The sequence below is a fragment of the Streptomyces sp. SLBN-31 genome (genome assembly GCF_006715395.1).
In the GTDB taxonomy this organism is placed as follows: Bacteria; Actinomycetota; Actinomycetes; order Streptomycetales; family Streptomycetaceae; genus Streptomyces.
This window is the reverse complement of the sequence record NZ_VFNC01000002.1, coordinates 638,245-665,025: the sequence shown is the minus strand read 5'-3', so window position 1 is coordinate 665,025 and position 26,781 is coordinate 638,245. Positions and strand designations below refer to the sequence as shown.

General features: G+C 72.7%; 21 protein-coding genes. 12 read left to right on the top strand and 9 right to left on the bottom strand.

The genetic code is table 11. From position 1 onward, the window contains the following. Positions 1-179: 179 nt before the first annotated feature. From FBY22_RS23000 to FBY22_RS22985, 4 genes are read left to right on the top strand one after another with little or no spacing between them, the layout of a single operon-like run. Positions 180-1,367, top strand: coding sequence for an ROK family transcriptional regulator (locus FBY22_RS23000; RefSeq protein WP_142148856.1), 1,188 nt, complete (start codon positions 180-182; stop codon positions 1,365-1,367). Positions 1,368-1,393: 26 nt separating this feature from the next. After that, positions 1,394-3,193, top strand: a complete 1,800-nt coding sequence (locus FBY22_RS22995) for a carbohydrate-binding protein (RefSeq protein WP_142148854.1) — start codon at positions 1,394-1,396, stop codon at positions 3,191-3,193. Positions 3,194-3,213: 20 nt separating this feature from the next. Beyond that, positions 3,214-5,580: a glycosyl hydrolase family 95 catalytic domain-containing protein gene (locus FBY22_RS22990; protein WP_142148852.1), complete on the top strand. Its 2,367-nt coding sequence runs from the start codon at positions 3,214-3,216 to the stop codon at positions 5,578-5,580. Continuing rightward, positions 5,577-6,812: an SGNH/GDSL hydrolase family protein gene (locus tag FBY22_RS22985; RefSeq protein WP_142148850.1), complete on the top strand. Its 1,236-nt coding sequence runs from the start codon at positions 5,577-5,579 to the stop codon at positions 6,810-6,812. Before FBY22_RS22990 ends, FBY22_RS22985 begins: the two co-directional genes overlap by 4 nt. A gap of 10 nt (positions 6,813-6,822) precedes the next feature. Here FBY22_RS22985 and FBY22_RS22980 read toward each other — a convergent pair whose 3' ends face one another. The 5 genes from FBY22_RS22980 to FBY22_RS22960 form a co-directional block, all read right to left on the bottom strand. Beyond that, complete coding sequence (locus FBY22_RS22980; protein WP_142148848.1) at positions 6,823-9,777, bottom strand: helix-turn-helix transcriptional regulator; 2,955 nt, start codon at positions 9,775-9,777, stop codon at positions 6,823-6,825. Positions 9,778-9,871: 94 nt separating this feature from the next. Further along, the gene (locus FBY22_RS22975) at positions 9,872-10,225 is read right to left on the bottom strand and encodes a UBP-type zinc finger domain-containing protein (protein ID WP_142148846.1); all 354 of its coding nucleotides are present in this window, start codon (positions 10,223-10,225) and stop codon (positions 9,872-9,874) included. Further along, a complete protein-coding gene (locus FBY22_RS22970; RefSeq protein WP_142148844.1) occupies positions 10,222-11,679 on the bottom strand; it encodes an ATP-binding protein in 1,458 nt (485 codons plus the stop codon). Before FBY22_RS22970 ends, FBY22_RS22975 begins: the two co-directional genes overlap by 4 nt. Beyond that, positions 11,676-13,352 (bottom strand): FAD-dependent oxidoreductase, encoded by a 1,677-nt coding sequence (locus FBY22_RS22965; protein ID WP_142148842.1) that lies wholly within the window; start codon positions 13,350-13,352, stop codon positions 11,676-11,678. The genes FBY22_RS22970 and FBY22_RS22965 overlap by 4 nt, the downstream gene beginning before the upstream one ends. Before the next feature lie 134 nt (positions 13,353-13,486). Beyond that, entirely contained in the window at positions 13,487-13,843 is a 357-nt protein-coding gene (locus FBY22_RS22960; protein ID WP_142148840.1) for a VOC family protein, read from the bottom strand. A 61-nt stretch (positions 13,844-13,904) separates the two neighbouring features. On the opposite strand from FBY22_RS22960, the gene FBY22_RS22955 reads away from it, so the two are divergent. Then, positions 13,905-14,777, top strand: a complete 873-nt coding sequence (locus FBY22_RS22955) for a universal stress protein (RefSeq protein WP_142148838.1) — start codon at positions 13,905-13,907, stop codon at positions 14,775-14,777. A gap of 2 nt (positions 14,778-14,779) precedes the next feature. Here FBY22_RS22955 and FBY22_RS22950 read toward each other — a convergent pair whose 3' ends face one another. The 3 genes from FBY22_RS22950 to FBY22_RS22940 form a co-directional block, all read right to left on the bottom strand. Further along, entirely contained in the window at positions 14,780-16,015 is a 1,236-nt protein-coding gene (locus tag FBY22_RS22950) for a DUF4032 domain-containing protein (protein ID WP_142148836.1), read from the bottom strand. A 40-nt stretch (positions 16,016-16,055) separates the two neighbouring features. Next, complete coding sequence (locus tag FBY22_RS22945) at positions 16,056-16,802, bottom strand: MBL fold metallo-hydrolase (protein ID WP_142148834.1); 747 nt, start codon at positions 16,800-16,802, stop codon at positions 16,056-16,058. A gap of 175 nt (positions 16,803-16,977) precedes the next feature. After that, entirely contained in the window at positions 16,978-17,604 is a 627-nt protein-coding gene (locus tag FBY22_RS22940) for an alpha-ketoglutarate-dependent dioxygenase AlkB (protein ID WP_142148832.1), read from the bottom strand. 109 nt (positions 17,605-17,713) lie between these two features. Here FBY22_RS22940 and FBY22_RS22935 point away from each other — a divergent pair, with 109 nt between their 5' ends. From FBY22_RS22935 to FBY22_RS22915, 5 genes are all read left to right on the top strand, one after another. Beyond that, positions 17,714-18,349, top strand: a complete 636-nt coding sequence (locus FBY22_RS22935) for a TetR/AcrR family transcriptional regulator (RefSeq protein ID WP_142148830.1) — start codon at positions 17,714-17,716, stop codon at positions 18,347-18,349. 17 nt (positions 18,350-18,366) lie between these two features. Then, on the top strand, positions 18,367-20,037 hold the full coding sequence (locus FBY22_RS22930) for an FAD-binding dehydrogenase (protein WP_142148829.1): 1,671 nt from the start codon (positions 18,367-18,369) through the stop codon (positions 20,035-20,037). Between the two features lie 148 nt (positions 20,038-20,185). Further along, positions 20,186-20,872: a FadR/GntR family transcriptional regulator gene (locus FBY22_RS22925; RefSeq protein WP_142148827.1), complete on the top strand. Its 687-nt coding sequence runs from the start codon at positions 20,186-20,188 to the stop codon at positions 20,870-20,872. Beyond that, a complete protein-coding gene (locus FBY22_RS22920) occupies positions 20,869-22,251 on the top strand; it encodes a hypothetical protein (RefSeq protein WP_142148825.1) in 1,383 nt (460 codons plus the stop codon). Before FBY22_RS22925 ends, FBY22_RS22920 begins: the two co-directional genes overlap by 4 nt. Next, positions 22,248-24,104 (top strand): GMC family oxidoreductase, encoded by a 1,857-nt coding sequence (locus FBY22_RS22915; protein ID WP_142148823.1) that lies wholly within the window; start codon positions 22,248-22,250, stop codon positions 24,102-24,104. The genes FBY22_RS22920 and FBY22_RS22915 overlap by 4 nt, the downstream gene beginning before the upstream one ends. On the opposite strand, the gene FBY22_RS22910 is transcribed toward FBY22_RS22915, so the two are convergent. Beyond that, entirely contained in the window at positions 24,059-24,418 is a 360-nt protein-coding gene (locus FBY22_RS22910) for a DUF488 domain-containing protein (RefSeq protein ID WP_142148821.1), read from the bottom strand. The two genes, FBY22_RS22915 and FBY22_RS22910, sit on opposite strands and share 46 nt — an antisense overlap. A gap of 155 nt (positions 24,419-24,573) precedes the next feature. On the opposite strand from FBY22_RS22910, the gene FBY22_RS22905 reads away from it, so the two are divergent. Together FBY22_RS22905 and FBY22_RS22900 are read left to right on the top strand one after the other, a co-directional pair. After that, a complete protein-coding gene (locus tag FBY22_RS22905; protein WP_260845080.1) occupies positions 24,574-25,977 on the top strand; it encodes a M1 family metallopeptidase in 1,404 nt (467 codons plus the stop codon). A gap of 41 nt (positions 25,978-26,018) precedes the next feature. Further along, positions 26,019-26,780: a L,D-transpeptidase family protein gene (locus tag FBY22_RS22900; RefSeq protein WP_142148819.1), complete on the top strand. Its 762-nt coding sequence runs from the start codon at positions 26,019-26,021 to the stop codon at positions 26,778-26,780. Position 26,781 lies beyond the last annotated feature (1 nt).

Genomic DNA, 26,781 nt, shown 5'->3' with positions numbered 1-26,781 from the left:
CCCACTGCCCCTCCACCTCGTCGGACACGCCGAACTCGGCGCCGCGGGAGGGGCGGTGGGCCCTGTCGGCCATCCCGGCCCGCCGTCTCCTCTCGCGCCGGCCGGCGCTGACAGCCCTCTCACAGACCAATCCGGCTTCTTTTATTGACGACGGAAAAGAAGCGGAATAGGTTCCGGCCATGCGCCCGACCCCTCGCGTCGAGACGTTCCCGGCGAACACGCCGGCCGCCTCGCAGATCTTCACCACGGTCCTGTCCCAAGGGCCCCTCACCCGGCTGGAGGTGGCCCGCCGTACCGCGCTGTCCCCGGCCGCCGTCACCAAGGCGGTCAAGCCGCTGATCGAGGCCGGGTACCTGGTGGAGGGCGCCGCCGACGAGATGCGCCCGGCGCTCGGCCGGCCCGCCAACCCCGTCCGGGTCGACGGCGGGCGGGCGCTGTTCCTCGGGGTCAAGGTGACCGGCGACGAGATCATCGGTGTCCTCACCGACCTGTGCTGCCGCACCCGCAGCGCCCGCCGTGTGCCGCTGACCGACCGCGCCCCCAAACCGGTCCTCGCGGGGATCGCGGACCTGGTGGGCGAACTCCTCACTCAGGCAGCCGAGTTGGGCGTCGGTGTCCACGGCCTCGGAATCGCCGTCTCCGGGGACGTCGACCGCGCCGAAGGCGTCGTACGCTACTCGCCCTTCCTGAACTGGCGCGACGTCCCCCTCGCCGAACTCGCCGCCATGACGGTCGGGTTGCCGGTCACCGTCGACAACGATGTACGCGCCCTCACCGTCGCCGAGCAGTGGTTCGGCGCCGGCGTGGGCCTGTCCGATTTCGCCGTGGTGACCGTCGGCGCCGGGATCGGCTGCGGCCTCGTCGTCCACGGCCGGGTCGTCGCCGGAGCCCATGGCGTGGCGGGCGAGATCGGCCATGTCACCGTCGACCCGGCGGGCCCGCCCTGCCACTGCGGCAACCGCGGCTGCGTTGAGGCGATCGCGGGGGAGGCGGCGATCGTCCGCCAGGTCCGCGAGGTCACGGGCATCGAGGTCCGCGACGCGACCGAGGCCGTGACCCTCGCCCACCGGGACGTCCCCGGCGTACGGGAGGTGTACGCCCGGGCCGGCGAGGCCATCGGCCGCGGCATCGCCACCGTCGCCAACCTCCTCGGCCCCGAACGCGTGATCATCTCCGGCGAGGGCCTGGCCGCCTACGACCTCTTCGCCGAGCAGATCCGCGACACCCTGACCGCGGCCGCATTCGGCTCCGCCGCCGAATGCGACGTGAAGACCCGCCCGCTGCCCTTCGAGGAGTGGGCCCGCGGCGCCGCCGCCACCGCGATCCAGTCCTTCATCACCCCCGACGACCCGCACCCGAGCAGCTGAACCGACTCCCCCTGGAGGTACGACCCATGCGGTCATCCTCGTACTCCGTCCTGCCCGCACGCGCAATGAGAGCCGCGGTGGTCCTGGCCCTCGCCGCGGGAGCCGTCACCGTCGCCCCCGCGGCCCACGCCGCGACCGCCGACCCGGCGCCGATCGCCGCCAAGCCCTACATGGGCTGGTCGAGTTGGAGCATGCAGTCGTCCAAGTACCCCGGCCTCAACCCGGATGGCGACTACAGCTACCTCACCGAGGCCAACGTCACCAAGCAGACCGACGCCCTGGCCGCCAAGCTCAAGAAGTACGGCTACGAGTACGTCAACATCGACGCCGGCTGGTGGCGCGACAACACCTGGAAACCCGAGTACGACCAGTACGGCCGCCAGAAAGCCGACCCCAAGCGCTTCCCCAGCGGGATGAAGGCCGTCGCCGACCGCATCCACGCCAAGGGCCTCAAGGCCGGCATCTATCTCCCCGCCGGCCTGGAGAAGGAGGCGTACGGCGACGGCAAGACCCCGATCCGGAACGCCGACGGCTGCACCACCGCCGACATCGTCTACGGCGACCTGCGCACCACCAACGGCTGGGACAGCTCCTACAAGCTCGACTTCTCCCGCCCCTGCACCCAGAAGTACATAGACTCCCAGGCCCAGTTGATCGCCGGCTGGGGCTACGACTTCCTCAAGCTCGACGGCGTCGGGCCCGGCTCCGGAAAGAGCGGCGACCAGTACGACAACGTTGCCGACGTGGCCGCCTGGCACAGGGCCATCGCCGCCACCGGCCGCCCGATCCACCTCGAGATCTCCTGGTCGCTGGACATCGGCCACGCCGACGACTGGAAGAAGTACTCCAACGGCTGGCGGATCGACACCGACGTCGAGTGCTACTGCAACACCCTCGTCAGCTGGGAGAACTCCGTCGACGACCGCTGGGACGACGCCCCCGGCTGGACCCGCCACGCGGGCCCCGGCGGCTGGAACGACCTCGACTCCCTCGACGTCGGCAACGGCGCGATGGACGGCCTGACCAAGGCCGAGCGCCAGAGCTACGCCACCCTCTGGACCATCGCCAAGTCGCCCCTCTACACCGGCGACGACCTCACACGGCTCGACTCCTACGGCCTGTCCCTGCTCACCAACAAGGAAGTGATCGCGCTCAACCAGGGCGCCACGCCGCCCGCACGCCCGATCACCCCCTCCGACCCGCAGCAGGTGTGGGCCGCGAAGAACCCCGACGGCAGCTACACCGTCGCCCTGTTCAACCTCGCCGACAGCCCCGCCGCAGTCTCCGCCCCCTGGGCCTCCCTCGGTTTCACCGGCAAGGCGGCCGTGCGCGACCTGTGGAACCACGAGAACCTCGGCAGCTTCAAGGACAGGATCACCGAGGCCCTGCCCGCCCACGGCTCCCGTCTGTTCACCGTCACCCCGCACGGCACCGCGCTCGCCTACACCGGCTACGAAGCCGAGGCCGCGGCAAACACCCTGGCCGGCAACGCCTCCGTCGCCGACTGCTCCGCCTGCTCCGGCGGCAAGAAGGTCGGCAACCTCTACCTGGGCGGCAAGCTCACCGTCAACGACGTCGTCGTGCCCAAGGCGGGCACCTACCAGGTGCGGATCGCCTACGTCAGCGGTGACGCCCGCTCGGTGGCCGTCTCCGCGAACGGCGGCGGCGCGACGAACCACAGGTTCCCCTCGACCGGCGACTGGGGAACGACCGGAACGGTCAGCGTGCCCCTGACCCTCAAGGCCGGCTCCAACACGATCACCTTCGACAGCGGCAACGGCTACGCGCCCGACATCGACCGGATCGACGTGCCCAAGTCGTCCTGAACGAGCCACCAGGAGCCGCCATGAACAACACCCCGCTGCCCAGACGTGACGTGCTCGCCCTCACCACCGCGACCGGCGCCGCCCTCGCCACCCTGCCCGCCTTCACCGCGTCGGCCGCACCCCAGCGGCCCGCCACCACCGAGACCGTCCACGGCGCCGACCCTCGCCACGAGCTGTGGTGGCAGGCCCCAGCCGACGACAACTCCATGATCGAACAGGGTCTCCCGGTCGGCAACGGCCGCCTCGGCGCCCTCGCGAGCAACGACCCCGGCCACGAACTCCTCCTCCTCACCGACGCCACGATGTGGACCGGGGGCCTCAACGACACCCTCGACGCCGACGGCCAGTTCCCCTACGGACGCGACGACTTCGGCTCCCTCACCCTGCTCGCCCGGCTCACGGTCGACATCCCCGACCACGATCTGGGCGCCGTCTCCGGCTACCGCCGCACCCTCGACCTGGAGCGGGGCGTGGTGACCACGTCGTACATCCGCTCGGGCGTCACCTACCGGCGGCAGATCTTCGCCAGCCGGCCCGACGACGTCATCGTCCTGCACTTCACCCAGAGCGGGGGAGGCCGCTACACCGGCACCGTCACGCTGTCCGGCACACACGGCGAGGACCCCGCCGTCTCCTTCGGAGCGGCCCTGCCCAACGGCCTGAAGTACGGGGCCGCCGTCACCGCCCACGGCACCGCGGGCCGCGTCACCGTGGACGGCGGGCACATCTCCTTCGCCGGCTGCAAGGACCTCACCGTCGTGGTCAGCGGCGGCACGAACTACGCGCCCGACGCGGCCAAGAAATACCGCGATCCGTCCCTCGATCCCCGAAAGCTGGCCATCGCCAAGGTGCGCCACGCCGCCGCCCACTCGGCCGACACCCTGCTGCGCACCCATGTCGCCGACCACCGCGCGGCCTCCGGCGCGTTCGGTCTCTCCCTGGGCACCTCGACCCCCGAACAGCGCTCCCTCGACACCTGGGAACGCATCCGGGCCCGCGCCCGCGACGGCGAGCCCGACCCAGAACTCGAGGCCGCCTACGTGCACTTCGGCCGCTACCTGATGATCTCCGGATCGCGCGGCAGCCTGCCCATGGGGCTGCAGGGCCTGTGGCTCGACGGCAACGACCCGGCGTGGATGGGCGACTACCACACCGACATCAACATCCAGATGAACTACTGGATGGCCGACCGCGTCGGCCTGACCGGCTGCTTCGAGGCGTTCACCGACTACTGCGTCGCCCAGCTGCCGTCCTGGACCGACCTGACCCGCCGCCTGTTCAACGACCCGCGCAACCGCTACCGCAACTCCAGCGGCAAGAACGCCGGCTGGACCGTCGCCATCTCCACCAACCCCTACGGCGGAGGCGGCTGGTGGTGGCACCCCGCCGGCAACGCCTGGCTGTGCAACACGCTCTGGGAGCACTACGAGTACACCCTCTCCCGCTCCCACCTGGAGAAGATCTACCCGCTCCTCAAGGGCGCCTGCGAGTTCTGGGAGGCGCGGCTGCTGACGACGACCCTGCCCGGCACCACCCGGGAGGTGCTCATCGCCGACAGCGACTGGTCGCCCGAACAGGGGCCGCTGGACGCCAAGGGGATCACCTACGCCCAGGAGCTCGTCCACGCCCTGTTCGGCAACTACTGCGTGGCCGCGGCCGCGTTGAAGCGCGACAGCGGCTACGCGCAGACCGTCTCCGGCCTGCGCAAGCGCCTCTACCTGCCCCAGGTCAGCCCCAGGACCGGCTGGCTGGAGGAGTGGATGTCCCCCGACAACCTCGGGGAGACCACCCACCGTCATCTCTCCCCGCTCGTCGGCCTGTTCCCAGGCGACCGCATCCGCCCCGACGGCTCCACCCCGGCCGACATCGTGGACGGTGCCACCGCCCTGCTCACCGCGCGCGGCATGAACAGCTTCGGCTGGGCCAACGCCTGGCGCAGCCTGTGCTGGGCCCGCCTGAAGAACGCCGACAACGCCTACGAGCTGATCGTCAACAACCTCCGCCCGTCGACCGGCGGCGGCAACGGCACCGCACCCAACCTCTTCGACATCTACGAACTCGGACCGGGCGACGGCATTTTCCAGATCGACGCCAACTTCGGCACCCCCGCGGCCGTGACCGAGATGCTCCTGTACTCCCGCCCGGGCCACCTGGAGCTCCTCCCGGCCCTGCCCGACGCCTGGGCCGCCTCCGGCTCCCTCACCGCGGCTCCCGCGCGCGGCGGATTCGTCGTCGACCTACGCTGGACGGACGGCAGGCCGACCGAGGTGCGCATCCGCAGCGTGGGCGGCCGCAGTACGACGGTGGCCTACCGCGGCGCATCCCGGACCGTGATCGTGGAACCCGGCGCATCCATGATCCTCAAAGGGAAGGACTTCGTGCGGTGAGGGGCCGATTCGCGCGAGCCGCCCGGCTGGCCGCCCTGCTGGTGCTGGCCGGCACGGTACAGGCGGCGCCGGTGCACGCATCCGAGGTGGCGCACCCGTTCACCGTCCTGGGCACCCCGGACCGGCGTGACGTGGTGACCTGGGGCGCGAGCGCCGACCGGATGGGCGACGGCGTCGCCGACCGCAGCTACCGGCTGGTCGTCCACACCAGCGTCGGCGGCGGCCATCTGCGCATCCGGCTCTCCAACGCCTTCGGGGACCGGCCCGTGACCTTCGACAGCGTCCACGCGGGCCTGCGCAGGGACGGCGCCGCGCTCGTCCATGGCAGCAACCGCCCGCTGACCTTCTCCGGCGCGCGTTCCGTCGTCGTCCCCGCCGGCGGCGTCGCGCTCAGCGACCCGCTGCCGGGCCGGCTGCCGGCCGCGACCGACCTGGTGATCAGCATCCACACCCCGGATGCCGCGGGCCCGGCGACCGGTCACTGGATGGCCATGCAGACCTCCTACGCCACCCAGGGCGACCACACCGCCGAGGAGAGCGCCGGTTCCTGGGCGGAGACGACCGGGTCCTGGACCTACCTCGACGCAGTCTCCGTACGCCCGCCCACCGGCACCGCGGCCGTCGTCGCCCTCGGCGACTCCATCACCGACGGCTGGCAGTCCACCACCGACCTCGACCGCCGCTGGCCCGACTACCTCGCCCGCCGTCTGAGCACCGCCCACACCCAGGTCAAGGGCGTCGCGAACGAGGGGATCTCCGGCAACCAGGTCCTCGCCGACGGCGCCGGCCAGAGCGCCCTGAACCGCCTGCGGCGCGACGTCCTCTCCCAGCCCGGCGTGCGCACCGTCTTCCTCTTCGAGGGCGTCAACGACATCAAGGCCCACACCGGGGTCACCGCCCAGGACCTGATCGCCGGCTACCGCGAGATCGCCCAGCGGGTCCACGCGGCCGGCAAGTGCGTCGTCGCCGCCACCGTCGCCCCCTTCAAGGGCTGGTCCGAGTGGGACCCGGCGGGGGAGGCCGTACGCCAGGAGGTCAACACCTACCTCCGCGGCAGCGGGGACTTCGACGCCGTCACCGACTTCGACCACATCCTGCGCAGCCCCTACGACCACGAACGGATGCTGCCGTTCTTCGACGGCGGCGACCACATCCACCCCAACGACAAGGGCATGCAGGCGATGGCCGACGCCGTCGACCTCTCCCGCCTCGACTGCGCCGGACGCGGGTGAGGACACCGGCTCAGCCGGACGCCTGGTGCTCGGGCGCGACGAGACCCTGCCGGTAGGCGATCGCCACCGCCTCGGTACGGCTCGCCGCGCCCAGCTTGGCCAGGATGTTGGAGACGTGCACGCTCGCCGTCTTGCCGGTGATGAACAGCTCCTCGCCGATCTGCCGGTTGCTGCGGCCGCGGGCCAGGAGCCGCAGCACGTCCTGCTCGCGGGCGGTGAGCGGCGAACTGCGCTCCCCGTCCGCCGGGGAGGCGGCGAGCCGGCCGCGGCGTATCAGACCGTCCAGACGCTCCAGCAGGGGCGCCGTCCCGAGCCGCTCGGCCACCGCCCGCGCCGCACCGGCCTGCGCCGCCGCCTCCTGCCGCTGATCCGACGCCAACAGGGCTTCCGCATAACGCACTTGGCAGCGCAACCGCTCGTACACGTCCCCATAGTCGAAGGCGGCCACCGCCTTCTCCCAGGCCGTCGCGTCCGGCCCCGTGACGGCCCGCGTCCACTCCGCCTCCGCGCGGGCCAGCCAGGCCCGGCCCTCGGGGCCCTGCGGCGGCTCGTCCTCGTCGCGCCGGGCCACCTCGCGGGCCAGCGCGACCAGCTCGTCGGCGGTCTCCCGCCACTGGTGGGCCTCGCCGCCGGCCGACCGCAGCTCCACGGCGGCGTCGGCCACCGCCGCCAGCGCGAGCGCCGCCAGCCGGACGCTCACGTCGGGGCGCGCGCCCGTCTCGTCGGTCAGCGCCTCGACCGTGGCCCGCACCCGCTCCACGGCCGCCCGCGCATCGCCGCGCAGCACGGCCGCCTCGGTCAGCACGATGCCGGCGACCAGCGTGGCCATCCAGTCGAACGGCCCCTCCAGCAGGGCCCGCGCCCGTTCGGCGGCCTCCAGATCACCGCGCGCCAGCGCCACGTACAAGGCCGGGGCCATCGCGTACCCGCCCGCCGAGGGGAGCACCGCCGAGTCGGCGGCCGCTGCCCGCAGGCACTCGTCCCAGTGGCCCAGCGTGTACAGCACCACCAAGTGCAGGTAGCGCATCTCCAGCGGATACGGCGAGGACAGCAGCCCGGCCCGGCGGGCGCGCTCCAGGCCCTCGGTCACCCACCGCAAGGACCCTTCGAGGTCACCGGACTCGTAGCTGCCGATGGCGAGGTTGAACAGGGCCCGCATCTCCACGGGCGCGTTGCCCGCGCCGCGGGCCAGTTCACGGGCCTCCGCCAGCTGCGCGCGCCCCGCTGCCCCGCCGCGGCCGCCGGGGCCCAGGACGGCCAGGGAGACGAGCAGGTCGGCCTGTGCGTCCTTCACCCGCAGCTGCTCGGCGACGCCCAGCGCGTGCCGCGCCACCCGTAGCGCGACCTCGTTCTCGCCGATCTGGCGTGCGGCGATGACATGTGTGGCGGCGGCCCACACCCAGGTGCGGCTCGGCGGCTCGGCGGGGATCAGCGACAGTGCCTCGCTGCTGTAGGCGAAGGCGGCCGTCAGACTGTCGACGCTCATCAGGTTGCCGGCCAGCGTGTACCGGACCCGGGCGGCGAGCTCGGCGTCCGCGTCCGCGCCGATTCCGGCGAGGGCGGCCCGGGTGAGGGACACGGCCCGGTGCGTCTCACCGGCGTGCGCGGCCGCCGCCGAGGCCCGCAGGGTGAGCGTCACCCGGTCGACGCCCTCGCCGGAGGGGCGGGCCGCCGCGTCCACCGACGCCCACAGGTCGAGCGCGGTTTCCAGATGCCGCAGCTCCTCGGCGGGCGCGCCCACCCGCTGGGCGTGGTCGGCGGCCTCCAGCGAGGCGGCGAGCGCCTCGGCCAGGTCGTGGCTCTCGCGGTAGTGGTGGGCGCGCTCGGCCGCGGTCTCTCCCGAGCGGCCACGGCCCGCCAGCAGGCGGGCGAACGCGCCGTGCAGCCGCGCCCGTTCGCCCGGCAGCAGATCCGCGTAGACGGCCTCCCGCGCCAGCGCGTGCCGGAAGGCGTAGGTGTCCCGGTCCCCGGGGACGAGGAGCTGGTGTCCGGCGGCCTCGCGCAGCGCCGACTCCAGCTCGTCCTCGGGAAGCCCCACGGCGTCCCGCAGCAGATCGTGCTCGACGCGGCGGCCGGCGACGGCGGCCGTGCGCAGCACCTGCTGGGCGGTGTCGGACAGCTGCTCGACACGGATGAGCAGCACGTCGGCCAGGCCGCTCGGCACCCCGCCGGGCTCCGAACCGGTGGCGGCGACCAGTTCCTCCGCGTAGAAGGCGTTGCCCTCGGCCCGCTCGACGATGCGGCGGACCGTGGCCTCCGGCAGCGGGCTGGTCCGCAGCGCCCGCACCAGACGGGTGACCTCGGCGTCAGCCAGGGGGCGCAGTTCGAGCCGCTCCACGGCCGGCAGCCGTACCAGCTCGGCCAGGAGGGGACGCAGCGGATGACGGCGGTGCAGGTCGTCCGAGCGGTAGGAGGCGAGGACGGCGAGCCGGTGGGCGGGGGCGCCGCCCGCGGGGCGCTGCAGGACACCCCGGCTGAGCAGGAAGCGCAGCAGGTCGCGGGAGGACTGGTCGGCCCAGTGCAGATCCTCCAGGACCAGCAGCACGGGCGCGTGATCGGCGAGGTCGGCCAGCAGCTGGGCCATGCCCTCGAACAGCCGCAGCCGCCCGCCCGCGTCCCGCACCGCCTCCGACCCCGAGCCGAGCAGCCGGTCCACCACGGGATGTGCCGACAGCACCGGCGCGAACAGCTCGTCGGCGGCGAGCATCCCGAGGATCTCGGTGAACGGCAGGTACGGCAGGCCCACGTCACCGAGGTCGACGCAGTGCCCGGTCAGCACGGTCGTGCCGGCAGCCGCGGCCCGCCGGGCGACCTCGTCCAGCAGCCGGGTCTTGCCCACTCCGGCGTCCCCGGCCACGAGCACGGCTCCCGCCTCGCCCCGCCGGGCACGCGCGAGCACGTCGTCGAGCCGGGCGAGATCCTCGTCGCGCCCGATCAGCGGAGTGGCGAAGCCGGTTTCAGTCACACGCCCATCCTGGCACCCACCACTGACAGCGGGGATGCCGGCCCGAGGGGCGCGACGGGCCACGGACAGCCCGTACGCGCCGCCCCGCGAGAGGTCATCCCCTCAAGGTCCGCGCCCAGTCCTCCGGCACCCGTCCCGCCGGCCCCGGCGCGGGCTGCTCCGCCGGATGGCTCGACGGCGGCGCCAGCTCGGGCCCCGACTCGTACAGCTGGGAGCTCTCGAAGTCCCAGAACCACTCCTCGCCCGGCTCGAAACTGCGGATCACCGGGTGTCCGGTGGTCCGGAAGTGCGCGGTGGCGTGCTTGGCCGGGGAGTCGTCGCAGCAGCCGATGTGCCCGCACTGCGCGCAGCGCCGCAGATGGAACCACCAGCCGCCCGCCTCCTCGCACTCCACGCAGCCGGTGCCGCTCGGCGGAACGCCGGGATCGATACCGTCGCCGCTGCTCATGCGCTCTCCTCGGGTGTCTCGTCGGCCGGGGCCGTCAACGGAAGCAGGACCTGGAACCGGGTGTCACCGGGTTCGGACTCCACCTGGAGCGTGCCGTGGTGTTTGTTCACGACGATCCGCCAGGAGATGTCCAGCCCCAGGCCGGTGCCCTCGCCGACCGGCTTGGTGGTGAAGAACGGATCGAAGATACGGTCGCGGATCTCCCGCGGCACGCCCGGCCCGGTGTCCTTGAACTCCACCAGCAGCCGGTCGTTCTCCAGGGCCGTCCGCACGGTCAACGTGCCGTCCCCGCCGGTGCTGTTCATGGCGGAGACGGCGTTGTCGATCAGGTTGGTCCACACCTGGTTGAGCTCCGCCGGGTACGCCGGGATCCTCGGCAGCGTCCGGTCGTAGTCCTTGACGACCTTGATCCGCTCGCCGGTCTTCCCGGAGAGCATCAGCAGTGTGCTGTCGAGGAGTTCGTGGACGTCCGCGACCTGGAAGGGCGCCCGGTCCAGCTGCGAGTACTGCTTGGCCGCGTCGACGAGGTGCGAGATGCGGGCGGTGGAGTCGTTGATCTCGTCCATCAACAGCTCGGTCTCGACGGTGTAGTTGAGCCAGCCGATCGCGTTCGGCAGGATCTCATCGTTGACGGCCGCGGCGATCTGATCCAGCCAGTCCACGTCCAGGCCGGCCTGCACGAAGGTGGGGGCGATGCGCCAGCCCTCCTGGATGCCGTGGTCGTCGAGCCAGTCGGCGAGGGCGTCCTCCCGGTCCGAGGCCTCCAGCGGACTGAGCACCGGCGCCTTGGCGACGCGTTCGGCGGTGCGCTCCTGGATGTCGATCAGGTTCGCCATGTCCTCGGGCGTGTACGAACTCTGGGAGATCACGGCGAGCTTGTGCCGCATCTTGCCCACCCGCTCGCGCAGCGTGGCCGTGGCCCGGACCGCCGCGGCCGCGGGGTTGTTGAGCTCGTGCGTGAGACCGGCCGACAACGAGCCGAGCGCCAGCAGCCGTTCGCGCTGGCCGACCGCCCGCTGGGTGTTCTTCGAGCCCCAGAACAGGCCCTCCAGCAGATGGACCGCCATCGGGAAGTTCTCTTCCATGAAGGCCGCGAACTTCTCGGCGGGCAGCACGAAGAACCGCGAGGGCTCCGTCACCCGCATGGAGTTGTGGTAGACCTGCCGCACCCGGTCCCCGAGGTAGGCCTGCATCGCACCCGCGTAGGCGCCCCGCTGGGAGGTCCGGGTGACCTCCACGTCGTCCCCGCCGACCCGCCGGGACAGCACGACGGTGCCCTCGACCATCACGTAGAAGCAGGTGGCGGGGTCACCCTCGGTGTAGACGGGCCCGGGCTCGAACTGCTCCACCCGGCCGGCGCTGCACAGCTGTCCGAGCTGCTCGGCGGACAGTTTCTCGAACAGGAACAGCGACCCGATCTCCTGCGGGTTGCAGGGCAGCGCCCGCCCGCTCACGACTGCTCCAGGTACCGGTGGACGAGCATCACGGCCATGGCTCCCTCTCCGACGGCGGACGCGACGCGCTTCGCGGACTCGGCGCGCGCGTCGCCCGCCACGAACACGCCGGGAATGTTGGTCTCCAGGTGATAAGGCGGCCGGTCCAGTTCCCATTCCGCGGGCGGCCGGCCGTCCGGGGTGAGGTCGGGTCCGGCGAGGATGAACCCGTGCTCGTCGCGCAGGACCGTGCCGTCCAGCCAGTCGGTCAGCGGGGCCGCGCCGATGAACACGAACATCCACTGCGCGTCGACGAGTTCGGTCTCGCCGGTGTCGACGTCGCGCAGGGTGAGCTGTTCGAGGTGGTCGGTTCCGTGTGCGGTCTCGACGACGGTACGCGCGCGCACCGAGATGTTCGGCGCCTCGTTGATCTGCTGGATCAGGTAGTACGACATCGACGCCGCCAGGTCCGGGCCGCGCACCAGCAGCGTCACCGACTTGGCGCCCCTGGACAGGTACATCGCCGCCTGCCCGGCCGAGTTGGCGCCGCCGACGATGTACACGTCCTGCCCCTGGCAGGAGGCGGCCTCGGTCAGGGCCGAGCCGTAGAACACCCCGCAGCCGGTGAGGTCGTCGCAGCCCGGCGCCGCCAGCTGCCGGTACGACACACCGGTGGCCAGGATGACGCTGTGCGCGGCGACCGCGGAGCCGTCGGAGAACCGCACCGTGCGGGCGGCCCCGTTGACCTCCAGTCCCGTCACCTCGCGCGCGGTGAGGATCTCGGCGCCGAACTTGGCGGCCTGGCGGCGCGCCCGCTCGGTGAGCTGGGCTCCCGACACACCGTCGGGGAAGCCGAGGTAGTTCTCGATCCGGGAGCTCTGCCCGGCCTGTCCGCCGGTCGCCGACCGCTCCACGAGAACGGTCCGCAGTCCTTCGGAGGCGCCGTACACCGCGGCACCGAGCCCGGCGGGCCCGCCGCCGATGACGACGAGGTCGTAGAAGTCGGCGGCCGGTGTCGTCGCGAGCCCGACCCGGGCGGCGAGTTCGGGGGCCTCCGGCTCCACCAGCGGCGTGCCGTCGGGGGTGATGACCAGCGGCAGCCGCTGCCCGTCCGCCCCGGCGGCCGCCAGCAGCCGCTTGCCCTCCGGCTCGTCGGCGGAGTACCAGCGGTAGGGCACCTGGTTGCGGGCCAGGAACTCCCGGACGTCCGACGAGCGCGCCGACCAGCGGTGCCCCACCACCTTGGTGCTGGGCACCGGCCGGAAGTCACTGCACCGCCAGGCCTCCAGCAGGTCGTCCAGCACCGGGTAGAGCTTCTCCTCCGGCGGGTCCCAGGGCTTGAGCAGGTAGTGGTCCAGGTCGACGACGTTGATCGCGTCGATCGCCGCGTTCGTGTCCGCGTAGGCGGTCAGCAGCACCCGGCGTGCCCCCGGATACACGTCCAGGGCCTGTTCCAGGAACTCGATGCCGTTCATCTGCGGCATTCGGTAGTCGGCCAGGATGACGGCCACCAGGTCACCGCGCAGCTTCAGCTCGCGCAGCGCGTCCAGCGCGGACTCGCCGGACTCGGCGCGCACGATGCGGTACGACTCGCCGTAGCGGCGCCGCAGATCACGGGCGACGGCGCGGGAGACTCCCGGGTCGTCGTCCACGGTCATGATCACGGTCCGTGCGGCGTCGGACGCCTGTGCCATACCTCTCCCACCCCGAGTGGATCGGACCGACGGCATGATGAGCGCTGTCGTGAGAGGCGGTCACCGCGTCGGCTTCCGCCCATCGTATGTTCGATCGTCCCGCTTCGCTCCGCCATGAGACGGACGGCGGACGCTCAGCCGCGCCTCGGCCCCAGGACACAGAACTCGTTGCCCTCGGGGTCCGCCAGCACCACCCAGGGCTCGTCGCCCGTCTGCCCGACGTCCGCGTGCCGCGCGCCCAGCGCCAGCAACCGGGCCACCTCGGCCTCCTGGTCCTCGGGACGGAAGTCGAGGTGGAGGCGGTTCTTGACGGTCTTCGAGTCGGTGGAGCGCCCGAACAGCAGCCCCGGCAGCCGGTCCTTCGCGGGCCGGATCTCGTACTCGTCGGGCGACTCGTCGACCACGACCCAGCCCAGCGCCTCGGCCCACCAGCGGCCCAGAGCCACGGGGTCGGCGGCGTCCACGATCACCTGTTCCCATTCCAAGATCACGGGCACAGTGTAGTGAAGACTGGGTCCGACCGACGTGAGCACGACACTGGGAGGCAACCGCATGACGCGTCCGATCACCGCCGGGGTCGACGGAACCGAGGAGAGCCTCGCCGCGCTGGAGTGGGCGGCCCGGGAGGCCGTCCGCCGGAACCTCGCCCTCCGCGTGGTGCAGGCCTGGCGGTTCCAGCCGTACGAGGCGATCGACGCCGGCGACCGGGAGACCCAGGCCGGATGGGTGAAGAACGCGGTCGCCGACGCGGCCCGTGCCGTCGAGGCGCGGCACAAGGGTCTGGAGGTGATCACCGACGTGCTGGAGGGGGACACCGTCGACACCCTGGTCGGCGCCGGGGCCGAGGCCGAGATGCTGGTCCTCGGCTCACGCGGGCACGGACCGGTCGTCGGCTTCCTGATCGGGTCCGTGGGTCAGCAGGTGATCGCCGAGGCCAGACGTCCGGTAGTGCTGGTGCGCGCAGGTGACCAGCCGTCGGCCGAGGCGGCGGGGCGGGAGATCGTCGTCGGCCAGCAGGGTGATCCGCAGGACAGCGCCGACACGCTGCGGTTCGCCTTCGAGACGGCGTCCGCCCGCGGGGCCGGCGTGCGAGCGGTGCGCGCGTGGACGCTACCGCCGGTGTTCGCCTACAGCCCCGGTTCGATGCAGATCCTCGACCAGGCCGGGGGACTGGAGCCGTTCGAGAAGAAGGCACTGGCGGCAGCCCTGCGGCCGTGGCGGGAGCGCTTCCCTGACGTCCCGGTGGTGGAGCACGTGGAGATGGGCAGCGCCGGGCAGGTGCTGCTGTCGGTGGCGGCGCGCGCCCAGCTGATGGTCGTCGGGCGCCGGGCGCACCGTACGGCCGTGGGCGCCCGGATCGGCTCGGTGGCGCACGGGGTGCTGCACCACGCGGAGTGCCCGGTGGCCGTCGTACCGCACTCCTGAGGTCACTCGGCGGTCGTGGGCTGCAGCGTCTCCCGCGCCTTGGGCAGGATGTTCGTGATGTAGTCCTCGACCGCCGTGTCCAGCCCGATGTCCTGCTGCGCCCGCTCGGACAGGTACCAGCGGTGCTCCAGCAGCTCGTGGTAGATCTCCGCCGCGTCCATGGAGCCGCGCAGTTCCAGCGGCACGGCGCGCACGGTGGGCCGGAAGACGTCCCGCACCCAGCGGTGGGCCAGCACCTCGGGGCGGGCGGCGAGGGGGTCGCCCGGGGCGTAGTCGTCCTGGGTGGCCATCCAGCTCTCCAGGTCGTTGAGCAGCCGCCGGGCCTGGTTCTCCTCGGCGTCCAGGCCGGTCAGGCGCAGCAGTTGGCGCTGGTGGTGGCCGGCGTCGACGACCTTGGGCACGAACGTGACCGTGTCGCCGTTCGAGGAGTGCTCGATCTGCATCTCGGCCACGTCGAAGCCGAGGTCGTTCAGACGGCGGATCCGGCGCTCGATGTAGTGGTACTTGCCCGCCGGGTACACGGAGGTGCGGGTCAGCTCCTCCCACAGGCCACGGTAGCGGGCGCAGATCTCCATGCCGAACTCGATCGGATCCACCGAGGGGTGCAGCGCCCCGGACGCCTCCAGGTCCAGCAGCTCGCCGCTGATGTTCACGCGGGCGAGGTCGAGGTCGTACTCGCGCTGCCCGGTGCTGAGCTGGGGGTGCAGGTCGCCGGTCTCGGCGTCGACGAGGTAGGCGGCGTAGGCACCCGCGTCGCGCCTGAAGAGGGTGTTGGACAGCGAGCAGTCGCCCCAGGCGAAGCCCGCCAGGTGCAGGCGGACCAGCAGGACGGCGAGGGCGTCCATGAGGCGGTGCATGGTGGCCGGGCGCATGGTCGTCTCGAACATCGACCGGTACGGCTGCGAGCCGCGCAGGTGACGGGTGATCAGCACCGGCTCCAGCGCGGTGCCTTCGGCGTCGGTGCGGCCGGTGACCACGGCCAGCGGGTCGACCGAGGGGATGCCGAGCCGGTCCAGGTCGCGCAGCAGCTCGTACTCCCGCAGGGCGGGCCGCTCGGCGAGTTCCTTGACCGCGATCACCTCGTCCCCGGCATGGGCGTAGCGCACCACGTGCCGGGAGATGCCGCGCGGCAGCGGGACCAGGTACCTCTCCGGCCACTCCTCCAGCGGCAGGTGCCACGGCAGTTCCAGCAGGAGCGCGGGGTGCTCCGGGTTCGTCGCGCTGATCTGCAGTGCCATGGGTCGCGTGTCCTCGCCTCGCCGTGATCGTCACCTCACCTTAGAGCGCGCGCTCCTTGGCCTGAAATGCCGCTTCACGGATCGGACCGCGGTGCTCCGGACCGTGACCGGGCAACAACAGATCACCCTCCAGCGCGGCGATGACATCGAGGGAGGCGACGGCCCGTGCGCGCTCGTGCTGGAACATGTCGGGCAGCAGGTGGGGTCCGCTCAGGCGCGAGGTGGGGTGGGCGGTGGCGATCGCGTCACCGGCGATCACGACGCCGGCGTGCGGGAGGTGGAAGACCGCGTGTCCGTCGGTGTGGCCGGGAGTGTGCACCGGGACCGGCCGGCCGGGCAGGTCCAGGGCGCCCGGTGCGGGGAACGGCTCGGGCGCGGCGACCGGGACGTCGGTCAGGCCGCCGGAGCGCATGGCGTGCAGCGCCCAGGGCAGCACACCGGGCCGCCAGCCGTTGCGGGCGATCTGGCCGACGGTCACCTGTTGCAGGAACTCCCGGCGGGCGTGCGGCACTTCGGCCTCGTGCAGGTACACGGGCGTGCCGTAGGTGCAGCGCAGGTACTCGGCCGAGCCCAGGTGGTCGTTGTGGGCGTGGGTGACGAGCACCGCCGCGACCGCCTCCGGTGCGCCGCCGACCGCGATGAGGGAGTCGAGGACCTGCTGCCGGTCACCGAGATAGCCGGTGTCGACCAGGGTGAGTTCGTCGCCCTCGGTGAGGATCACCCAGTTGGTGTCGCTGCCGTGCACCAGATGAATGCCGTCGGCGACTTGCCGTACGTCTGCCCGCATGACCGCCCCACGTCTCGGCTCCTGTCCGACGGCATCAGCAAAGCAGACCCGGGCGGGAGCTGAGGCATCGGGTCCGCGCCAACCTCGGCACGGCCTCCGGCGAAGGAAGGGCGGCCTCCGGCACCGTCCGCCGGAGGCCGCCCCCGCGTGCGCCCGAAGCGGCCGCCTCTCCGCCTCAGCGCACGCCGTGCGGGCGGAACTGAATGCTGATCCGCGGTCCCGAAGCCCGCGTGCTCTTGGGTACGCAGTGCTCCCAGGTCCGCTGGCAGGAGCCGCCCATCACGATCAGGTCGCCGTGCCCCAGCGGCCGGCGCACGCTCTCGCCCCCACGCACCGGACGCAGCAGCAGGTCGCGCGGGGCGCCCACGGAGACGATGGCCACCATCGTGTCCTCCCGCGCGCCCCGGCCGATCCGGTCGCCGTGCCAGGCCACGCTGTCCCGGCCGTCGCGGTAGTAGCACAGCCCGGCCGTGGTGAACGGCTCGCCGAGCTCCTCGGCGTAGTGCGCGCACAGGGCCGCGCGGGCCTCGTCCAGCACCGGGTGCGGCAGCGGGTCGTCGACGCCGTAGAACGCCAGAAGCCGGGGTACGTCCACGACCTGGTCGTACATCTGGCGGCGCTCGGCCCGCCAGGGCACCTCGGCGGCCAGCCGTTCGAACAGCGCGTCCGAACCGCTCAGCCACCCGGGCAGCACGTCGATCCAGGCGCCGAACCCCAGCGTCGTCCGGCGGATCCCGTCGAGGGGGCCGAGACACAGGTGGTCGGTCTGGTCGAAGAGGGAGCCCTGGAGGTGCGTGCTCATGACTCCAGCTTACCCCTGATTCGAAAATATGTTCCCCTCGAATTCGTACGCGGACCTTTCGATACATCTGTGTATCGGATACATTCCCGTATCGAACGGAGGCGGGCCATTGGTGACCGAGGAGACCACGCGGCGCGTGACAAAGCGCCGGGTGCGCACCCGTGCGAACCTGCTCGACGCCGCGTTCGAGGTGTTCGCCGCCAAGGGCTTCGGGCGCGTCTCGATCGAGGAGGTGTGCGAGGCGGCCGGCTACAGCAGGGGCGCCTTCTACTCCAACTTCGACAGCCTGGACGAGCTGTTCTTCGCCCTCTACCGGCAGCGCGCCGACCTGATCGCCGAGCAGGTCTCCGGCGCCCTCGCCCTGGACGGCCCGGACCTCGACGTAACCGCCGCCGTGGACCGCGTCACCGAGGTGCTGCTCCTCGACCTCGACTGGCTGTTGGTGAAAACGGACTTCCTGGTGCACGCGGCCCGCGATCCGAAAGTGGCCGAGACCCTCCTGGAGCACCGGGCCCGGCTGCGCGGCGCGATCGCCGAGCGGCTCGCCCGCGCCCGGGGATTCACCCCGCCGGCCGCCGTGCTCGGCGACATCGACGGCGCGGCGCACGCCGTGGTCGCCGCCTACGACGGGGTCACCACCCAGCTCCTGCTGGACAAGGACGTCGAACACGCCCGTGTCTGGCTCAAGCAACTGCTCACCGCCCTGCTGACCGACGGCAGCGGCGCCCCCCAGCAAGGCCACTGAGAAAGGGAACGGTCGCCATGGATGCGGACGTCATCGTCGTCGGAGCGGGCCTGGCGGGCCTGGTCGCCGCGCACGAACTCACCGGCAAGGGGCGGCGCGTCGCCCTGGTCGACCAGGAGAACGCCGCCAACCTCGGCGGCCAGGCGTTCTGGTCCTTCGGCGGGCTCTTCCTCGTCGACACCCCGGAGCAGCGCCGCCTGGGCATCAAGGACTCCTTCGACCTGGCCTGGAGCGACTGGCAGGGCAGCGCACGGTTCGACCGGGTGGCCGACGAGGACTCCTGGGCGGTGCGCTGGGCGCGCGCCTATGTCGAGTGGGCGGCCGGGGAGAAACGGTCCTGGCTGGACGGGCACGGCATCAAGCTGCTGCCGACGGTCGGCTGGGCCGAGCGCGGCGACCTGCGCGCCGACGGGCACGGCAACTCCGTACCTCGCTTCCACGTCACCTGGGGCACCGGCACCGGTGTGGTCGAGCCCTTCGTGGACTCCGCCCGGCAGGCCGCTCGCGACGGGCTGCTCACCTTCTACCACCGCCACCAGGTCGACGAGCTCGTGATCGAGGACGGCGCCGCCCGCGGCGTACGCGGCACGGTGCTCGCCGAGGACCGCTCGGCGCGCGGCGTCGCCTCCAACCGCGACCGGGTCGGCGACTTCGAACTCACCGCCCAGGCCGTCGTCGTCACCACCGGCGGCATCGGCGCCAACCACGACATCGTGCGCCGCTACTGGCCCGAGCGCCTGGGCACCCCGCCCGCCGAGATGGTCACCGGCGTGCCCGCCTACGTCGACGGCCGCATGCTCGACATCAGCGCCGAGGCGGGCGTACGCCTGGTCAACCGCGACCGCATGTGGCACTACACCGAGGGCGTGCGGAACTGGGACCCGATCTGGCCCGGTCACGGCATCCGCATCCTGCCGGGCCCGTCCTCCATGTGGTTCGACGCGCTCGGCCGCCGGCTGCCCGACCCGTGCCTGCCCGGCTACGACACCCTCAGCACCCTCGAACACCTGCGCACCACCGAGGACATCGCCGGATACGACCACTCCTGGTTCATCCTCACCCGGAAGATCATCGAGAAGGAGTTCGCGCTCTCCGGCTCCGAGCAGAACCCCGACATCACCGCCAAGGACCGGGCGGCCGTCCTCAAGAACCGCCTCGGCAAGGGCGTCCCGGGCCCGGTCGACGCCTTCCTGCGCAAGGGCGCCGACTTCGTGACCGCCCCGAACCTGGAGCAGCTGGTGGCGAAGATGAACGAGCTGACGGACAAGCCGCTCCTCGACGCGGCCGAACTGCGCCGCCAGATCGAGGCCCGCGACCTGCAACTGGCCAACCCCTACAGCAAGGACGCCCAGATCCAGGGCATCCGCAACGCCCGCCGCTACATCGGCGACCGCCTCGGCCGCGTCGCCACCCCGCACCGCATTCTCGACCCCGCCGCCGGCCCCCTGATCGGCGTCAAGCTGCACGTCCTGACCCGCAAGACCCTCGGCGGCATCCAGACCGACCTCGACTCCCGCGCCCTCGGCACCGACGGCACTCCCATCGACGGCCTGTACGCGGCCGGCGAGGTCGCCGGCTTCGGCGGCGGCGGGGTGCACGGCTACAACGCCCTGGAGGGCACCTTCCTCGGCGGCTGTCTCTTCTCGGGCCGGGCGGCCGGCCGGGCGGCGGCCGCGCAGTCGGCCTGACCGGCACAGACGTCGTGGGCGGTCGGCGCGGGCAGCCGGCCGCCCACCTTTTTGTGAACACCGCGTCGCCGCACAGGGATTGACTCGCCCGTGCTCCTCTTGGTTGAGTGGCTCAGCCACTGAGCCACTGCACCGTGAGGAGACATCCGTGGAGGCCCTGCCCCGCGAGACGATCGTGGACGTGCTCGAGGAGCGGCTGCGCGAGGACATCCTCGCGGGCCGGCATCCCGCGGGCAGCTACCTGCCGCCGGAACGCCAGTTGGCCGACGGCTACGGCGTCACCCGCACCACCCTCAAACACGCCTTCGGGCGGCTCGTCCAGGCCGGACTCCTGGAGACCCGGCACGGTGTCGGCACCAGGGTCCTCGACTACGCCCGGCAGGGCGGCGCGGACCTGCTGCCGATGCTCGTCCGGCACGACCCGAAGTGGCTCCACGAGATCTTCGAGGTGCGGCGCTCGATCGGCGCCCTCATCGCCGAGCGGGCCGCCGCCCGAGCGACCCGGTACCAACACGCCGAACTACGGCGCCTGTTGGAGGCCGTACGGGAAGCGGGCGACGCCGACGCCGTGCAGCTGGCCGACATCGAGGTGCACCGGGCCCTCGCCCGGGCCACCGGCAACCGCGTGTACGCGCTGCTGACCAACACCCTCTTCAAGGCCTACCTCCCCGTCCGGGCCGCCCTGCGCGGGCCCTTCACCGACGCCGAAGCCGCCCACCGGCGGCTCGGGCCGGTCGTGGACGCGGTGGTGTCCGGCGACGGCCGTCGGGCGCACGCCGCCGCCGACGCCTACCTGCGGGACACCGAGCGGATCATGCTGGAGGGACTGGCATGAGGGGCACCCGGTTCACGGAGACCATGCTCGGCACGGTCCGGCTCGACGCCGCCGACCCCGTCCGCCGTATCCGCCTGGACCTGCGCGCCCGGGCCGAGGAGGTCCTGCACCCCCACCGCACGGTCCGGGCCCGGATCGACGGCCGCGTCCGCGTCACCGGACTGGCCGACGACCCGGGCGCCACGGGCGAGTTGGAGATCTCCCCGCTCGCCGGGCGCCGCATCCGCTACCGGCTGTCGTTCACCGCGCAGGGCCGCCGCCTCACCCTGGACGGCTGGAAGTCGGTGACGGCGCGTCACCCGGTGCGGTCGATGACGGTCCTGCCCTTCTCGCTCCACGAGGACGGCGCACAGGTCGGACAGGGCACCCTCCGCTTCCCCCTCGCCACCGGCCTCGCGCCCTTCCTCCTCAGCTTCCGCTTCCCCCGGCGGGAGAACGCCGCCGACCACCACGCCCCGCGCTGGGACGGCAGTCCCGGCCGCACCGAGGTCTGGTACACCACGCTGACCGACCCGGCCACCGGCACCGGACTCTGGCTGCACCACGAACTGGTCGCCCCCACCGACGGATCCGCGCCGATGGCGCACGGCTGGGCGGCCGTCTTCCCCCCGGAGGGCAAGGTCACCCACGCCCGCTTCGGCCCCGTCCCCTGGACCGGCCCCGCCCACGGCTTCGCGGCCGGAGACGTCACGGCGGTCCCCGGGCGGCTGAGCGGCAGCGCCGGCGACCTCAGCTGGAACCTCACCGAACAGCCCGCGGCGGAACCCCTGTTCACCTTTCCCCGCTGGTCCTGGCGGCGCCCCCTGCTCCCCGCCACCCACATGCTCCCGGCGGCCCGGGCCACCTACGACGGCACGTTCGCCGACCAGGACCGCACGCTCACCCTGCGGGGCGCTCCCGGAGCCTCCGCCCGCATCAACGGCCACGGCAACGCCCGCCGCTGGGCCTGGCTGCACGCCGACCTGGGCGACGGCGGCGTCCTGGAAGTTGTCGCCGCCGTGTCGACCAGACCCGTGCTGCGGCGGCTGCCCCCGCTGGTCTTCCTGCGTCTGAGGCACCGCGGCCGCACCTGGCCGCGCCGGGCGGAGCGCTCCGCGGTCGGCCTGCTCGGCATCGGACGCTTTCGCGCCGACATCGGCCTGCCCCGCTGGACGGTGACCGGCCGCACGCTGCTGCGCCGCGTCCGCGTCGACGTCACCCAGCCCGACGAGCGCACCCTCGCCCTCGACTACCGCGACCCGGACGGAGCCCCGGCGGTGTGCCGCAACAGCGAGAGCGCCGACGCGACGATCCTGCTGGAACGCTGGTGGGGCCGCTGGCGCACCGAGGCCACCTGGACGCTGAAGGGGACCGCGCACGCCGAAGTGGGGGACCGGTGACGGCGCCCGGGCTGGTCGCCGCACTGCTCGCCGACACCGGCGACGAGGAGTGGCCGGGCAGGGTGCCCGGGAGGCTGGAGGCGTTCCTGTCCGCACTGCCCGCGCCCGTGCGGACCGCGGTGCGCGCGGGCACCGGCGTCGTGGACGCCTACGCCGTCCTGCACAGCGGGCGCCGGCTGAACGCCCTGACGCCGGACGAACGGCAGGCGGTGCTCGACTCGCTCGCCGCCCGCCCCCGGCTCCTGCCGGCCCTCGACCTGCTGAAGGTCCCCGTCCTGCTCGCCGCGGCCACCGAGCGCACCCCGGCTCCACCGCCGGCCGCCGCCTTCACCGACCCGCCCCTGGACTGCGTCCCGGCCGGGGACTGGCCCACCCGGGCCCGGGCCGACGCCGTCGTCGTGGGATCGGGCGCCGGCGGCGCGGTCGCAGCCCGCACCCTCGCGCGTGCCGGACTCGACGTCGTCGTCCTCGAGGAGGGCGAGCACCACACCACGGCGTCCTTCGGCGCCCGCGCGCCGCTGGAGCGCTTCACCGACCTGTACCGCGACGGCGGCGCGACCGCGGCCCTGGGCGACCCGCCCCTCCTGCTGCCGGTAGGACGGGCCGTCGGCGGCACCACCGTCGTCAACTCCGGCACCTGCTACCGCACCCCGGACCACGTCATCGACCGCTGGAGCAGCCGGTACGGCTTCCACCTCGCCGACGGACTCCCATCCCGGCTCGACGAGATCGAACGCACGCTGCGCGTGGCCACCCAGCCCCTCGACGTCCTCGGCGTCAACGGTCTGCTGGCACTTGCCGGAGCCGAACGGCTCGGCTGGCGGGCCGGACCGCTGCGCCGCAACGCACCCGGTTGCAAGGGCCTTTGCCAGTGCGTGGTGGGCTGTCCCACCGGCGCGAAGCAGAGCGTCCAGCTGTCCGTGCTGCCCGAGGCGTGCGCCGCGGGAGCGCGCATCGTCACCGGCGCCCGCGTGCTGCGCGTCCTCCTCGACCGCGACGGCCCGGGCGGGCCACGGGCGGCGGGCGTCCGGGCGCGCCGGGCCGACGGCAGCGAACTGGAGATCCTCAGCCCCCTGGTCGTCACGGCCGCGGGCGCCCTGCAGACCCCGGCGCTGCTGCGCCGCTCGGGCCTGGGCCGCCACCCCCGCCTGGGCCGCAACCTCAGCGTGCATCCCGCCACCAGCGTCGCGGGCCGCTTCGCCGAACCGGTCGACTCCTGGACGGGCGTCCTGCAGAGCGTCGGCGTCGAGGAACTGCACGACCAGGGAATCCTGATCGAGGCGACCGCCAGCCCGCCCGGCATGAGCAGCTTCGTGCTGCCCGGCCTGGGACGCTCCCTGCGCCGAGAACTGGAGACCGCCGACCGGCTCGCGGTCCTCGGCGCCATGATCGCGGACCGGCCGTCGGGCCGGGTGCGCGGTCGCGACCGTACGCTCGTGCGCTACCGCCTCGACCCCCGGGACGGCGCCCGGCTGATCACCGCCGTACGCGCCATGGGCCGGCTGCTCTTCGCGGCCGGCGCCCAGGAGGTCCTCACCGGAATCCCGCGCGCACCACGCGCCGACACCCCCGCCGGCCTGGACTCCCTGCTCGACACGGTCACCCCGCGCGATCTGCACTTGTCGGCCTTCCACCCGACCGGCACGGTCGCGGCGGGCGGGGACCCGCAGCGGGCCCCGGCCGACTCCGAGGGGCGGCTGAGGGGCGTGCGCGGCGTCCTCGTGGTGGACGCCTCCGTGCTGCCGGGCTGCCCCGAGGTGAACCCCCAGCTGAGCATCATGGCGGCCGCGCTGGCCGTCACGGAGAACTACCTGGAACGGGAGGTGAGCACGCGGACCAGCACGGCCGCGTGACTGTGCTCGGGGTCCTTGGCGGAGGTCAGCAGCGTCACCGCGCCCTTGTCCGACAACTCCCGGACATGATCGAGGAGTTCGGCGGCCTCGGCGGCCTCCAGCTCCGCCTCGTACCGGCTGCCGAACTCGTCGTAGGAACCCACGCCGGCGTGGTACCAGCGGCGCAGTTCGGTCGACGGGGTCAGGGCCTTGGGCCACTCGTCGACGTGCGCCGCGTCCTTGGACAGGCCGCGCGGCCACAACCGGTCGACCAGGACACGGACGCCGTCGTCCGGCTCGGGCGGTTCGTAGACACGGCGCACACGAACGCTCACTTCGGCCTCTTTCTCCGGTGGCTGCGGGTGATTTCGAGCGTAATCGGGGAGCGCCGGGTGGCCTTGCGTGACTTGGCCGAAAGGAGGAGGAAACCGGGCGGCCCGGCATCTAGCCTGGGGCGGATTTGTCACTCGCCACCCCCCAAGGAGCGCATGTGAGCCAGTCCCGTCCACGGGCCGTCAGACGTACCGTCGTGACCCTGACGGTCCCCGTCGCCGTCGCGGCCCTGCTCGCCGGCGCCGGAACGGCGGTCGCCGACACCGCCGGCACCTCCGGCGTCGGCGACCCGTACTTCCCGCTCGCCGGCAACGGCGGCTACCACGTCGAGCACTACGACCTGACGCTCCGTTACGACACCGGAAGCCGCCACCTGGACGGCACCGCGGTCCTGACCGTCCGTGCCACCCAGCGCCTTTCGCGCTTCGACCTCGACTTCAAGGGGCTGAAGGTCACCGGCCTGACGGTCGACCGCGCGGCGGCCGGCTTCCGTCGCGACGGCCAGGAACTCGTCGTCACCCCGCGCCGAACCCTCCACCCGGGCCAGGAGTTCCGCGTCAAAGTCACCTACGGCGGCGTCCCCAGGAAGGTCACCGACCCCGACGGGTCGGCGGACGGCTGGATCGCCACCGACGACGGCGCCTTCGTCGCCGGGGAGCCGCAGGGCGCGATGACCTGGTTCCCGGCGAACAACCACCCCAAGGACAAGTCGTCCTACGACATCACGATCACCGTCCCCAAGGGCCGCACCGCCGTCTCCAACGGCCGGCTGCTGGGCCGGCGCACCGCGCACGGGCGTACCACGTTCCACTGGCGCCAGAGCGAGCCCATGGCCGCCTACCTGGCCACCGCGACCGTCGGCAGGTTCAAGGTCGAGCAGTACACCACCCGCGACGGCCTCCACGTCTACAACGCCGTCGATCCGCGCGAGGCGGCCGCCGCCGCGCCCGTGCTCAAGCAACTGCCGTCCGTCCTGGAGTGGCAGAGCAAGGTCTTCGGGCCCTACCCGTTCCGCGACGCGGGCTCGATCGTCGACAAGGCGAACGTCGGCTACGCCCTGGAGACCCAGTCGCGTCCCCTCTACGACCGGGCACCCGACCTGGGCACCCTGGTGCACGAGAACGCCCACCAGTGGTTCGGCGACTCCGTGTCCCTGACCTCCTGGAAGGACATCTGGCTCAACGAGGGCTTCGCCACCTATGCCGAGTGGCTCTACAGCGAGCAGCACGGCGCCGCCACCGCCCAGAAGATCTTCGACACCCTCTACGCCCGCCCCGCGAGCGACGGCCTGTGGGCCTTCCCGCCCGGCGACCCCGGCAGCGGCAAGAACATCTTCGGCAACCCCGTCTACGCCCGCGGCGCCATGACCCTCCACGAACTGCGCAAGGCCGTCGGCGACCCGGTGTTCTTCCGCATCCTGCGGGACTGGGCCGGCCGGCACCGGGGCGGCCACGGCACGACGGAGCAGTTCGTGAACCTGGCCCGACAGGAGTCCGGCAAGGACCTGAACAGCCTGTTCCAGACCTGGCTCTACGCCCCGGGCAAGCCGAACAGGGCGTAGTTCCTGACCAGTTCCTTACATGTCTGCGCCAGGATGCGTTCATGATCACGCGCAGACACCATGTCGTCCTGCTCGCCGCGTCCCTCCTGCTGACGGGATGCGGCAGCGGGGCCGTGGCCTCGCAGGGCCACCCCTCCGGCGCCGCCACGCCGAGGACGACATCCCCGGCCATACCGGTCCCCGAGCCGTCGTCCGCGACGACCGCCGAGTCCGCCCCGAGCGGCCTGCCCGGCCTGGGGCCGAAGACACTGGCCGCGATACCCGCCGACGCCCGCCAGGCCGTCGTGGTCACCGGCAAGGGCCGCAACTCCCCGATGTCCACGCTCGTCCTGTACGAACGTACCGCCACCGGCTGGCGAGCCGACGCCAACTGGCCCGCGCACAACGCACTTCGCGGCTGGAGCGACCACCACATGGCCGGTGACCTGCGCTCGCCCATCGGCGTCTATGGCCTCACCGACGCGGGCGGCCTGCGCGCCGACCCCGGCACCCGGCTGCCGTACCACCACTCCTGGGGCTTCACCTCGCCCGGCACAGGGTTCGAGGGGGAGTCGCTCGCGGGCTCCTTCGACTATGTCGTCGCCATCAACTACAACCGCAAGAACGGTACTTCGCCCCTCGACTGGACCCGTCCGCTCGGGGCGAAGCGCGGCGGCGGCGTATGGATCCACGTGGACCACGGCGGCCCCACCCACGGCTGCGTCAGCATCGCCGAGCAGCACATGAAGGAGCTGCTGCGCGCCTTGGACCCCGGCCGCCACCCCGTCGTCGTGATGGGCGACGCCGACGCCCTCGCCCGCTGAG